General features: G+C 71.4%; 8 protein-coding genes and 1 pseudogene. 3 read left to right on the top strand and 6 right to left on the bottom strand.

The genetic code is table 11. The features are described 5' to 3' along the window. Positions 1–3: 3 nt before the first annotated feature. The 3 genes from MRBLWH7_RS12340 to MRBLWH7_RS12330 all read right to left on the bottom strand — a co-directional run bounded on the left by MRBLWH7_RS12340 (position 4) and on the right by MRBLWH7_RS12330 (position 3,452). Positions 4–495, bottom strand: a complete 492-nt coding sequence (locus MRBLWH7_RS12340; protein ID WP_341994868.1) for a dehydrogenase — start codon at positions 493–495, stop codon at positions 4–6. A gap of 99 nt (positions 496–594) precedes the next feature. Further along, positions 595–2,367: a sodium:proton antiporter gene (locus MRBLWH7_RS12335; RefSeq protein WP_341994866.1), complete on the bottom strand. Its 1,773-nt coding sequence runs from the start codon at positions 2,365–2,367 to the stop codon at positions 595–597. 56 nt (positions 2,368–2,423) lie between these two features. Then, on the bottom strand, positions 2,424–3,452 hold the full coding sequence (locus MRBLWH7_RS12330) for a malate dehydrogenase (protein ID WP_341994864.1): 1,029 nt from the start codon (positions 3,450–3,452) through the stop codon (positions 2,424–2,426). 94 nt (positions 3,453–3,546) lie between these two features. Here MRBLWH7_RS12330 and MRBLWH7_RS12325 point away from each other — a divergent pair, with 94 nt between their 5' ends. The 3 genes and pseudogenes from MRBLWH7_RS12325 (at position 3,547) to MRBLWH7_RS12315 (ending at position 7,546) form a co-directional block, all read left to right on the top strand. Then, positions 3,547–4,416: a neutral zinc metallopeptidase gene (locus MRBLWH7_RS12325; protein ID WP_341994862.1), complete on the top strand. Its 870-nt coding sequence runs from the start codon at positions 3,547–3,549 to the stop codon at positions 4,414–4,416. Further along, positions 4,413–5,378: pseudogene (pip, locus tag MRBLWH7_RS12320) on the top strand (prolyl aminopeptidase); the annotation flags it as partial. The gene MRBLWH7_RS12325 and the pseudogene pip, both read left to right, overlap by 4 nt. Before the next feature lie 596 nt (positions 5,379–5,974). Then, positions 5,975–7,546, top strand: a complete 1,572-nt coding sequence (locus MRBLWH7_RS12315) for a DEAD/DEAH box helicase (protein WP_341994860.1) — start codon at positions 5,975–5,977, stop codon at positions 7,544–7,546. A 224-nt stretch (positions 7,547–7,770) separates the two neighbouring features. On the opposite strand, the gene MRBLWH7_RS12310 is transcribed toward MRBLWH7_RS12315, so the two are convergent. From MRBLWH7_RS12310 to MRBLWH7_RS12300, 3 genes are all read right to left on the bottom strand, one after another. Beyond that, positions 7,771–9,417: a GMC family oxidoreductase N-terminal domain-containing protein gene (locus tag MRBLWH7_RS12310; protein ID WP_341994858.1), complete on the bottom strand. Its 1,647-nt coding sequence runs from the start codon at positions 9,415–9,417 to the stop codon at positions 7,771–7,773. Continuing rightward, the gene (locus tag MRBLWH7_RS12305) at positions 9,414–11,204 is read right to left on the bottom strand and encodes an aldehyde dehydrogenase family protein (protein WP_341994856.1); all 1,791 of its coding nucleotides are present in this window, start codon (positions 11,202–11,204) and stop codon (positions 9,414–9,416) included. Before MRBLWH7_RS12305 ends, MRBLWH7_RS12310 begins: the two co-directional genes overlap by 4 nt. A gap of 169 nt (positions 11,205–11,373) precedes the next feature. Next, complete coding sequence (locus MRBLWH7_RS12300) at positions 11,374–12,852, bottom strand: MFS transporter (protein WP_341994855.1); 1,479 nt, start codon at positions 12,850–12,852, stop codon at positions 11,374–11,376. Positions 12,853–12,872: the final 20 nt, after the last annotated feature.

Raw genomic sequence — 12,872 nt, 5'->3', positions numbered from 1 at the left:
GCGTCAGCGGCCGGCGTCGTACAGGTGACGGCCGCCGTGGCTGACGACCTTCACCACGACACCGCGGCGGTGCAGCTCCGTGACCGTGCGCGTCTCCTCGTCGATGTCACGGCCGAGGGCGTGCACGTTCGCCACCACGAGCACGTCGCCGCGGACGAGCGTGCCGAACAGGCGGACGAGGCGCTCCTCCCACGACTCGAGGGTCTCAGGGGCGGGGTGGCGGAAGCCCTCGATCGGCACGCCGAAGCGCGTGAGATCGCCCCGCTGCTCGACCACGGAGGGCATGTCGTCGCGGGCGATCACGAGCCCGACGAGGCGTGAGCCGGCGGGCTGGGCGAGCCACCAGTTGCGGTTCTGCTGCAGCTCGGTGAAGCACTTGGGGCACTCGGCCGCCGGGTGCGGCAGATGCAGCGGCGCGGTGTCGGCCGCGACGGACTCCGGTGTCGTAGCCGCGTGCGTGTGCGCAGCATCCGGCGTCTTCGTCGTCTCGCTCATGTGAGGCCCCCTCGCTCGCTCCCATTCTCTCACCCGCTTTCCCGCTCGTTGAGCGAGCTTGTGAGTCGAAGCGCCTGAGCACGGCGCACAACCCTTGGCTCAGTCTTCTTCGTCGTCCAGCCGCAGCTCGAGGCTCAGCTGGTCGGCGTCGAGCTCGGCCAGGGCGTGGCGCAGAGCGGGCGTGCTGTACCCGCCCCCCGATGACAGCTCGTTCAGGCGCCCTCGCATCGCCTCGATCATCGCGAGCCGGAGCTCGAGCAGGTCGCGGGTGGGCAGCCCGTCGGCGTCGTCTGGCGGGTCGACCATGCGGCTGCCGACGAGCGAGACGAGGTCCTCGGCGAACTCCGAGCCGTCGCGACGGCGCAGCGCAGGATCCGACAGCGCGCCGATCGCCGCGTCGCGCAGTTCGTCGTCCAGCGCCGACTGCTCGGCCTTGTCGAGGCTGTCGTCGCCCGCCCTCTCGATCCGCAGCGCCTTGACCACCCACGGCAGCGTGAAGCCCTGCAGCATGAGGCTGCCGACGGCCACCGCGAATGCGATGAACACCAGCAGCGCGCGATCGTCGGTGACGTCGCTCGAGATCGTCTGCGCCGCGGCGAGCGTCACCACGCCGCGCATGCCGGCCCACACGATGATGGCGCCGTGCTTCCAGCCGAGGGGGGCGGCCTGGTAGTAGTCGAGGTCGCTGAGCGCCCGCGACACGCGCGACCGCATCGAGGTGAGGCGCCGCTGCGCGCGCGGGTCGTCGAATGACCGCTCGCCGCGCCGGCCGCGGTGTCGGGGGCCGGGCACGGCCGTGCCCTCCGCGATCTGGTCGAGCCGTGTGTTCATCGCCTCGAGCCGGGTGCGCTGCCGGCCTCGGGCGCGGCGGCTCTGCAGCCAGACCAGGAGAGACACGTACGCGGCGCGCGCGGCGATGACGATCGCCAGGGCTCCGAGCGCGATCCCGAGGCCGGTGCCGAGGCCGTTGTGCTGCTCGACGTTCTGCCTGCCGATGTCGTTGAGTTCGAGGCCCATGATGAGGAAGACCGCGCCTTCGAGCACGAGCTCGATCGTGCGCCAGTTGTGCTCGTCCGATCGGCGCTGCTCGGGGGTGAACCACCGCGCGGCGCCCTGACCGGTCACGATCCCGGCGACGACCGCCGCGACGAGGCCGGATCCGCCGAGCTCCTCGGTCGGGATGTACGCGATGAACGGCACGACGAAGCCGATCGCGGTGTTCGCCGCGGAGTTCTTGACGAGCGAGCGCAGCCGCAGGTTCAGCCAGCCCACGATCGCGCCGACGACGGCCGCGACCACGACGCCCCAGGCGAACGCGGGGATGAACCCGAAGCCGATGCGGGTGTCGCCGCTGACGCTGGTCGCGATTCCGACCGACGCGATCATCGTGCGCAGCAGCACGAGCGCCGTCGCATCGTTCAGCAGGCTCTCGCCCTCGAGCATCGTCACCACACGGCGCGACACGCCCAGGCGCTTGACGATCGAAGTGGCCACAGCATCCGTGGGACTGAGGATCGCCCCGAGCGCCACCGCGACCGCCGGATGGATGCCGGGGATCACGGCCATGAAGAAGAACCCGAGCAGCACCGAGCTGACGATGACGAGCAGGAACGACAGGCCCGCGATCGGGCCGAAGTCCCGGCGGAACTCGATCGCGGGGAGCGAGACCGCTGCCGAGTAGAGCAGCGGCGGCAGCACCCCGACGAGGATGAACTCGGGGTTGATCTCGGGGATCTCGACGAACGGCAGCAGGCTGACCGCACCGCCGACGAGAACGAGGATCAGCGGCCCCGCGATCCCGAGCTTCGGGGCGACCGCCGTCGCGAGCGCGATGACCACGATCGCGATGATGACGACGATCAGGGCTTCCACGACTCAGAGCCTATTGCCGGGCCCCTCGTGCCCTCACCCGGCGATCCGCCGATGGGTCAGAGCACGCCGAGCGCACGCACCGCGTCGCGCTCGGCGACGAGTTCGTCGACGGATGCTGCGACCCGCGCGCGTGCGCGATCGTCGAGGTCGAGTCCCTCGACAACCTCGTACCCGTCACCGTCGCCCTGCGAGCGGACGGGGAACGAGCACACCAGCCCCTCGGGGACGCCGTACTCGCCGCGCGACACGATCGCCGCCGACGTCCAGGTGCGGCGGGGCGTGCAGAGCTGCTCGTCGCGCACATGGTCGATCGCCGCGTTCGCCGCCGACGCGACCGACGACGAGCCGCGCACGTCGATGATCTCCGCCCCGCGCTTCGCCACACGCGGGATGAAGACGTCGTCGAGCCACGTCGTCGCCGCCTCGTACCCGCCGAGCCGCTCGGCGAGCACGTCGATCACCATCGTGTCGCCCGAGCCGACGACCGCGTGGGCGACGTCGGGGAACTGCGATGCCGAGTGGTTGCCCCAGATCGCGACGCCCTCGATCTCGCCCGCCCCCACTCCGAGCTTCTCCGCCAGCTGGCCGACGGCGCGGTTGTGGTCGAGGCGGGTGAGGGCGGTGAAGCGCTCCGACGGGATGTCGGGAGACGTGGATGCCGCGGCGATGAGCGCGTTCGTGTTCGCGGGGTTTCCCACCACGACGACGCGCACGTCGTCGTCGGCGACCGCGCCGATCGCCTTGCCCTGCGGCCCGAAGATCCCCGCGTTCGCAGCGAGCAGGTCGCCGCGCTCCATGCCCGCCGCGCGCGGCCGCGCGCCGACCAGCATCGCGATGCGGGCTCCGTTGAAGGCGGTGAGGGGGTCGTCGGTGATGTCCACGTCGGCGAGCAGCGGGAACGCGCAGTCCTGCAGCTCGAGCGCTGCACCCTCGGCCGCGCGCATCCCCTGCGGGATCTCGAGCAGCCGCAGCCTGACCGGACGATCCGGGCCGAGCATGTCTCCCGCGGCGATGCGGAACATCAGGGCGTAGCCGATCTGGCCTCCGCCGCCGGTGATGGTCACGGTCGTGGGTTCGCTCGCCATGTTCCCGAGCCTAGACCGGCGGCATTGTACTCATTCCCGGTGATTCGGGAATGGTTCCTGCTGTGCACAGGGCTGTCGGGGTACCGTGACTGGCATGACGTTCAATGAGAACGCCAACGTCGGGGGGAACACGGCGCGGCGTCGAGGTGGAGGCGTGGCGGTGGCGGGCGGCGGCATCGCCGGGCTCGGTGCGATCGCGGTGATCTTGTTCCAGCTGTTCACCGGACAAGACCTGTCGAGCGTCATCCCCTCGCAGCCGCAGGTCGGGTCCGGGGAGGAGTCCGAGATCCAGCAGTGCGAGACGGGCGCCGACGCGAACGCCAACGACGAGTGCCGTCTCGCCGCCGGGAGCCTCGTGCTCGACCAGTACTGGGAGACCCAGGTGCAGGGTTACCGGGAGCCTCAGCTGATCATCGTCGATCAGCAGACGGGCACTGCCTGCGGCACGGCTTCCAACCAGACCGGCCCGTTCTACTGCCCTCCCGAAGAGACCGTGTACATCGATCCCACGTTCTTCGGCCTCCTGCGCCAGCAGTTCGACGCGTCGGCCGGGGAGCTCGCCCAGCTCTACGTCCTCGCCCACGAGTACGGCCATCACGTCCAGCACATCGCCGGGATCATGGACCAGCACCCCAACAACGGCACCGGTCCCGACAGCAACGGCGTGAGGACCGAGCTGCAGGCGGACTGCTTCGCCGGCGCGTGGGTCGGCGACATGACCGAGCAGCGCGACGAGAACGGCGTACCGTATCTGAAGGAGCCCACCCAGCAGCAGATCGCCGACGCGATCAACGCGGCCGGCACGGTGGGCGACGACCACATCCAGCAGGAGTCCGGGGGCTTCGTGAACCCCGAATCCTGGACCCACGGTTCGAGCGAGCAGCGCCAGCGCTGGTTCGAGACCGGCTACCGGAACGGGCCCTCCGCGTGCGACACCTTCGCGGTCTCGGGGGGAAGCCTATGAACGAACACCTCGACGACATCCTCTATCCGCCCATCGAGCCCTACGACACCGGCACGCTCATCGCCGGCGAGGGCAACCGCATCGCGTACGAGCAGAGCGGAAACCCCGAGGGAAAGCCGGTGGTGTTCCTCCACGGCGGACCGGGCGCCGGAACGTCGCCCTGGCACCGCCGCTTCTTCGACCCCGAGCGGTACCGCATCATCCTGCTCGACCAGCGCGGCTGCGGACGCTCCACCCCGCACGCGAGCGAGCCCGATGCCGACCTGCGCCACAACACCACGTGGCACCTCGTCGCCGACATCGAGCTCCTGCGCAAGAACCTCGGCATCGAGAGATGGCAGGTCTTCGGCGGCTCTTGGGGGAGCGCGCTCGCCCTCGCCTACGCCGAGTCCCACCCGCAGGCGGTCACCGAGATCGTGCTGCGCGGCATCTTCACCCTGCGCCGCCACGAGCTGGAATGGTTCTACGAGGGGGGCGCAGCATCCATCGTCCCGGATCTGTGGGAGGACTTCATCGCCCCCATCCCGATCCTCGAGCGCTCGCAGCTCATGGAGGCGTACCACCGCCGGCTCTCCGACCCCGATCCGGACGTGCACGTGCCGGCCGCCGTCGCGTGGTCGCGCTGGGAGGCCGCGAACCTCACGCTGCTGCCCGATCCCGAGCTCATCGAGGCGATGACCGAGCCGCGCGCGGCCGTCGCGTTCGCCCGCATCGAGAACCACTACTTCCTGCACGGCGGCTGGTTCGAGCCCGAGCAGCTGATCGCGAACGTGGGGCGGATCCGCGGCATCCCGGCCGTCATCGTGCAAGGCCGCTACGACGTCTGCACCCCCGCCATGACCGCGTGGGACCTGCACCGCGCCTGGCCCGAGGCAGACTTCGTCATGATCCCGGATGCTGCGCACGCGGCGTCCGAGCCGGGCATCGCGTCTGCGCTGCGCGCCGCGACCGACCGCTTCGCGGCCCCCTTCGAGGACCCCGCCGACGCCGAGGAGCCCGAGGCCAGTGAGGAGCCTGAGGAGGAGTCCGGCGCGGAGGCGTCCGACGAGACCGAGGCCAGTGAGGAGCTCGAGGAGGAGTCCGACGCGGAGGCGTCCGACGAGACCGAGGCCAGTGAGGAGCCCGAGGAGGAGTCCGACGCGGAGGCGTCCGACGAGACCGAGGCCGACGCCGAGGATGCGACCGACCCCGGCCCGTCGTCCACCGAGCCCGGACTTCGCCGAGAGCGAGTCCGCAAGCGGTCGAAGAAGAGCAAGGACACCGCCGACCTCTGACCCAGGGCGCGGAACCTTGTTCCCGGTCGTTGAGCGAGCTTGCGAGTCGAAACGCCTGAGCGCGGCGCACACCTCGCTCACCGCCGGGGGAACGCCCAGCCGTCCCCTGGTAGGGTGGGAATCCTTGCAGCGCTTCGTGCGCTTCTCGCGTCGTAGAACGCTTCCCTCGCCGGCATCCGGACCCCGATCCGAAGAACCGCGCTGACATCTTTCGTACGGCGACCCGCGGGCGAGATACGCCCCGGCCACCGACAGGGCACTCGCGTGCCCGGAGAACACCCCTCATGACCGAAACCTCCTTCGGCGCGCTCGGCGTGCCGCAGCCCCTTGTCGACGTGCTCGCCGCGAGCGGCAAGACCACCGCGTTCCCGATCCAGGTCGACACGCTTCCCGATACGCTCGCCGGCCGCGACGTGCTGGGCCGTGGCAAGACCGGCTCGGGCAAGACCCTCGCCTTCTCGATCCCGATGGCAGCGCGCCTCGGGGGCAAGCTCGCCGGCGGAAACCGCCGCAAGGGCCGTCCCCTCGGCCTCGTGCTCGCGCCGACGCGCGAGCTCGCGACCCAGATCGATGCGACCCTCGCTCCCCTCGCGAAGGCCTACGGCCTCACCACCACGACGATCTTCGGCGGCGTGAACCAGAACCGTCAGGTGAACGCCCTCAACGCCGGCGTCGACATCGTCGTGGCGTGCCCGGGCCGCCTCGAGGACCTCATGAAGCAGGGCTTCGTGCACCTCGACGCCGTGGAGATCACCGTCATCGACGAGGCCGACCACATGGCCGACCTCGGCTTCCTGCCGGGCGTCACGCGCATCCTCAACGCGACGCCGTCCGGTGGCCAGCGCCTGCTCTTCAGCGCGACCCTCGACAACGGGGTCGACAAGCTCGTGAACCGCTTCCTGCAGAACGAGGTGCTGCACTCCGTCGACGAGGCGCACTCGCCTGTCGCCGCGATGACGCACCACGTCTTCACGCTCGCCGACGCCGACGCCAAGAAGGACGTCGTCAAGGCCCTCGCGTCGGGAACAGGTCGCCGCATCCTGTTCATGCGCACCAAGCACCAGGCCAAGAAGCTCGCCAAGCAGCTCACCGGCCAGGGCATCCCTGCCGTCGACCTGCACGGCAACCTGTCGCAGGCCGCCCGCGACCGCAACCTCGCGGAGTTCTCGTCGGGCGCCGTCAAGGTGCTCGTGGCGACGGATGTCGCGGCCCGCGGCGTTCACGTCGACGACGTCGAGCTCGTCATCCACGTCGACCCGCCGATGGAGCACAAGGCGTACCTGCACCGCTCGGGCCGCACGGCGCGCGCGGGCGCGGAGGGTGCCGTGGTCACGCTCGTCCTCCCCGAGCAGAAGCGCGACGTCTCGCAGCTGCTGCGCAAGGCCGCCATCTCGGTCGAGCCGGTCGCCGTCACCGGGACCTCGCCTGAGGTCGTCGAGCTCGTCGGCCAGGTCGCCCCGTACGTGAAGCCCGTCCCGGTCGCCGAGACCCCGCGCGGCACCAGCCAGGGTGCGAACGCGCAGCGCAAGCGCGCCGCGCGCGAGGCGCGCGAGACGGATGCCGCCACCGCCGGCCGCTCCGGCGGCGGCCGTCGCCGTCGCGGCTCGGCCCAGGGCGGCTCCGCCCAGGGCGCCGGCCGGCAGCAGGCTGCGGGCGGTCAGCGCCGCGACGCCGCCACCACGCACGACAAGGCCTCGCACCAGCGCCACGACCAGAGCGCGGGCCACTCGCGTTCGGCCCAGCCCGCCGGCAACCCCCGCACCCCGGGCCGTCGCGCCTCGTCCGGCGGCACCGGCAAGCTCATGGTCGGCTCGGTGGTCCGCCCCAACGGCACCAACCGCCGCGGCGGCCGCTGACCCCCCAGCTCGACCACGAACCCCCTCCGCCCTCACCCAGGGCGGAGGGGTTTCGCCTGTGTGCACAGGTTGGGGCGCGTCGCGCACGTACGGGGCGCGCGGCGTGCGCCCCGAACGTACGGCATGCGCCCCAAACCCCGTGGAAGGGGGCGGTGGCGCGGACGGATGCTGCGAGCCGGGCTCGCAGGAACAGTAGGCGCGGCAGGCCCGACCTCGAGAAAGGGTCAGACGCGGCGGCCGAGGATGAGATCGGCGGCGACCTCGCCGATCACGATCGCGGGGGCGTTCGTGTGGCCGCGGATGACCGTGGGCATGACGGATGCGTCGGCCACGCGCAGGCCGCTGACCCCGCGCACGCGGAGGTCGGGGTCGACGACGGATGCGGCATCCGTTCCCATCCGTGCCGTGCCGACGGGGTGGTAGAGCGTGTGAGAGTAGCGGCGGAGCGACAGCTCGGCGCGTTCGGCCGGCGTCATGCGCTCGCCGTGCTCGGGGACCACCCACCCGCCGGTCGTGATCGCCTGCAGTGCCTCGGTGTCGATGAGGCGCTCGCACTCGGCGATGCCGGCGCGCAGCGTCGCGGCGTCGACGTCGTCGGCGTCGGAGAGGTAGGCGGGGTCGATGAGCGGCGCCTCGGCGGGGTTCGATGACGCGAGACGGATCGTGCCACGGCTGAGGGGCCGGAGCAGGATCGCGGCGACCGTGAGACCGTGCGCGGGCATCGGAACGAGGCCCTCGCCGATGTAGGGACCGGGCACGAAGATGATCTCGATGTCGGGGAGACCCTCGGGCACGCCGACGGCATCGGCGACGGAGGTGCGTACGAACCCGTACGCCTCGGCCGCGTTGGACGTCAGCATCCCCTTGCGCGTGGCCAGGTACTTGACCAGCTCGGCGGGCTTCGTCGCGTCGTAGAGCGTGCCGCCGTGCGCCGCAGGAGCGAGTCCGGCGACGAGGTGGTCCTGCAGGTTGGCGCCGACGCCGGGCGCATCGACCACGACCTCGATGCCGCGTTCAGCGAGGTGGTCCGCCGGGCCGATGCCGCTCAACATGAGCAGCTGCGGGGTGTTGACGGCCCCTCCCGACAGCACGACCTCGCGACGCGCCCGCACATGACGGGTGATTCCGTCGATCTCGACGTACACGCCGGTCGCGCGGGGCTGCGACCCTTCGCTGTCGACGGCGAACGTCACGCGCCGGGCGAGCGCCTGGGTCAGGACGCGCAGGTTGCGCCGCTTCTTCGCCGGCCGCAGGTACGCATCAGCGGTCGAGGCACGGGCACCGCGGCGCTGACTCACCATCGTCTGCGAGAATCCCTGTCCCGTCGGCAGATTCGGCGGAGTCAGCGGATGCCCCGCCTCCCGCGCCGCCGCCAGGAACGCGGCGGTGTGCGGCCGGGGGTCCCGCTGGTGCTCGACCGACTGCGGGCCGTGGACGCCCTGCGTCGGGTCGACCGGGTCGGACGTGCGCTCCACCCGCCGGAAGTAGGGGACCAGGGCGTCCCACGACCAGGTCGGGCCCGCAGCATCCGCCCACTCGTCGTAATCGGCGGCGAAGCCGCGAATCCACATCAGGGCGTTGAGCGACGACGACCCGCCCAGCGTCTTGCCGCGCGGCCAGTAGACCGTGCGGCCTTCGAGGCGCGGCTGCGGCACGGTGTCGTAGTTCCAGTCGTACGCGCCGCGGAACAGCTTCGAGAAGGCGGCCGGCACGTGCAGTTCGAGCGCCTTGTCGGGCCCACCCGCCTCGAGCAGCAGCACCGAGACGTTCGCGTCTTCGCTCAGTCGCGCCGCAAGTGCCGCACCCGCCGAGCCCGCGCCGACGACGACGTAGTCGGCCTCGAGGCCATCGCCGCCGAACTCGGCGGTCACGCCTGCATGGCCTTCGTCAGCGTCTTCACGAGCCCGGGCAGCTTGCCGTCGATGAGGTACTTCGTCAGTCCGGCGCTGACCTCGGCGCCGGTGCGCGAGCTCAGGAACCACGGCGGCGTCGGCAGGATCGTGAACACGCCGCCCTTGCCGACCGACCGCGGGAAGGGACGGAACGGGCCGCGCGCGACCGACCGCTCGACGCGGTCGAGCAGCAGCGCGTTGTGCACGACGCCGATGCCGCTCGACACGTCGGCGAGGGTCGCCCCCGGGAAGCCGCCCCACGTGAGGCGCGCCGTGAGGAAGTTGAAGGCCGTCCACGTGTTGATCGCGATGTCGCCGAAGCGGAGGTCGGCCATCGCGCGCTCGAACCCGTCGCCGAGCGCCCGCTCGGTGACCGGGTCGATGATGACGTTCGCGCCGAGCGTGCCGGTGAGCTTGTCGTTGGCGTGGGCCACCGCCCGGTCGAGGAACTCCTGACCGGTGCCGCCTACCTCGACGACCCCGAGAATGGGTGCGAAGTACTCGATCGTCTCGACGGGGTCGGCGCCCTCACCCGCGCCGACCTCGACGATCGCGCGTGTGCGGTCGGCACTCCAGACGGCGTCAGGATAGGCGGATGCTGCGGCCTCCAGCCGCTCGTCGGCCCGGGGATACCAGACCGGGCGCCCAGGGGCGGCGGCGTACGCGGCGTGCAGTTCACGCAGGAACTCCTCGCGCTGGGGCCAGTCGGAGCTCACGATCACGACCTGGCCCGCGATGCAGTTGTGTCCGGCGTTCACGAGGCGCATCGTCGCGACATGCTCGGCCTGGTACTTCAGGTCCGCTGCCGTCCAGCGGCCCGGCACCACGATGATCGGCGAGACGCCGCCGAGCTCCGCGGTGATGGGCACCTGAAGCTTCGGGGTTCCGGACTCGCGTGCGGTCGCAGCATCCGTTCCCGTTCCCCACACGATCGCGTCGAACGTGACCGCCGAGCCCGTGATGTGCACGTGGGCGAAGCGCGGGTGCGACGTGAGGTACGCGCCGGTCGCGGCACCACCGCGCACGATGCGCGCGAAGCCGGGTTCGATCAGCGGGGCGAGCGCGCGCTCGAACACCGGGACGAGGGCGTCCTGCGTCGGGTTGACCTTGAGGAGCGCGACGCGGTTGTGCGCGAACAGCTCGTACAGCACATCGGCGACGGGGATCGAGGTGACGTTTCCCGCACCCAGCACGAGGCCGACACCGCCGGACCGGGTCGGCGTCAGCTGGGCCAGGCCCGCCGCGCGCGTCGCCTCGACCGCGGAGACCCCCGGCTCGAACCACACCTCGCCGGTGAAGCCCGACAACAGGAACTTCTCGGTGCCGTTGAGAGGGAAGGTGCGCGCCCGCAGACGCCCGCCCGGTGCCTCGTCGAGCGTGACGCCGTCGAGGGGGCTCCGGCCGTTCGCGAGCGCCTCGAGCGTCTCGCGCAGCGCGTCGAGCAGTCCGATGACGGCATAGGGTCCGCCGAGCCATTCCTCTCCCGACAACGGATGCCCAGGCGTCAGGCCCTTCGACATCGTCGCGGCGTCCACCCACTCCTCGGCCACGGCGCCGACCGCGTCGCGGAGGCGGCCGAGCAGGCGCGCCCGCTGGTCGAGGGTGAGCGCGACCCACACCTTCGCGCCGGCTTCGAGCCGATCGATGTCGGCGTCGAGGGCCGAGCGTTCGTCGGCGGGGAGGGCAGGCGCCGCGTCGTGGGAAGCGGACTTCTTCGCGCGTGGCTTCGCGGCGGCCTTCGCCGAGGGCGACGACGTGGGTGCCATGCTGCTCTCCTTCGAACTCGCGTCCCGGAACCCGGCTCGGACGAGTGTGTCTCGGGGCATCCTATGTCACCCCGCCCGGCACTCGATGTCAGCGTTCGTGCGACCCGATGTCAAGGTGGGGTGCACGGAATCGGAGGCCGTGGGTGACACGCCGGGCGCCGTTCCGCCGTCAGTCGTGGTCGATGTCGGCGCGACGCAGCGGGTACCGGGCGAGGGTGACCAGGCTCAGGGCGATGAGCACCGCCGGCGCGAGGCTGAAGCTCACGACGATGCCCGTGATCGCGGCATCCGGCTGTTGCACGACCTGTGTTCCCGTCGACGAGACGTAGCCCGTGATCGCCAGGATCACCGCCAGCGTCGTCGCCCCGAGCGCGAAGCCCACCGTCTCGCCGGCGGTCCACACGCCGCTGAACGACCCTGCCCGCCCCGGACCGTGGGTGCGCTCGTCGTGCGAGATCACGTCGGGCAGCATCGCCATCGGCAGGGACTGCATGCCCGCGTACGCGATGCCGGCGACACCGACCGGCACGTAGATCCAGTCGCCCGGCACCCACAGCATGCCGAGGATCGACAGCGCCGCGATCGCGAACACGACGCTCGCGATCGTGAAGGTGCGCTCCTTGCCGATCCGCCGCGCGACCACGCCCCACGCCGGCGCGGCGAGCAGCGCCGGCGCGATGAGCGCGACGAACAGCAGCTCGACCGCGGCCTGCGAGTGCAGCACCCACGTCGCGACGTACTGCGCCCCCGCGAGCATGAGCCCCGTCGCGAGGGCCTGCAGGACGAAGGTCGCCAGAAGCATCCGGAACGGCCGGCTGCGCCTGAGCGCTGCGATTCCGTCCGCGAAGTGCTCCCGGATCCCCGCGGCCGCGGCATCCGCAGCCTGCCCCTGCCGCGAGAGTACAGCCGGTCGCCGAGATGTCGGTTCGTTCCCTACCTCTCGTCCACCAGCTGTACTCTCGCGGATCGGCGGCGGGGGGACGGATGCTGCGCGCCCGGCGACGCCCGTGGCAACCAGCATCCCGATACCGATCACGACGCCGCAGACCGCGCCCATCACGAGGTACTGGACGAACGGGTCGTCGGACAGCCGGCGGAGCGCCGGACCACCGGCGCCGAACAGCAGGATCGCGAGGGTCAGCACGACCACGCGCCAGGTCAGCAGGCGCGTGCGTTCGTCGTAGCGCGGCGTGAGCTCGGCGGGAAGCGCGATGTACGGCACCTGGAAGAGGCTGAACGCCGTCGCCGTCATGGTGAACGTGAGAAGCACCCAGATGCCCGCGACCACCGGCCCGAGCGACGGGGGCACCGCGAACGTCAGCGCGAACAGCACCGGCAGCCCGAGCGCTCCGATCAGCATCAGGCGCCGGCGGCTGCCATGGCGGGCGAGGTCGCGGTCGGTGAGCGCGCCGATGACCGGATCGATGACGACGTCCCACACCTTCGCGACCGTGATGACGGCGCCGGCCGCGAGCGCCGCCACACCGAGCGAGTCCGTGAGGTAGTAGGTCAGCACCAGTCCGGGCAGCGTCGCGAACCCGCCCGTGCCGAGCGACCCCGTCGCGTAACGCGCGATGGTGCCGCGGGAGAGCCGGGCGAAGGAGACGGATGCCGGAACCCCCGTCGCCGGCGGAGCGTCATTGCTCATCGCGCCAGTGTAGGTCAGCG

This window comes from Microbacterium sp. LWH7-1.2 (genome assembly GCF_038397755.1).
Classification (GTDB): domain Bacteria; phylum Actinomycetota; class Actinomycetes; order Actinomycetales; family Microbacteriaceae; genus Microbacterium.
This window is presented reverse-complemented; position numbering and strand designations above follow the sequence as displayed.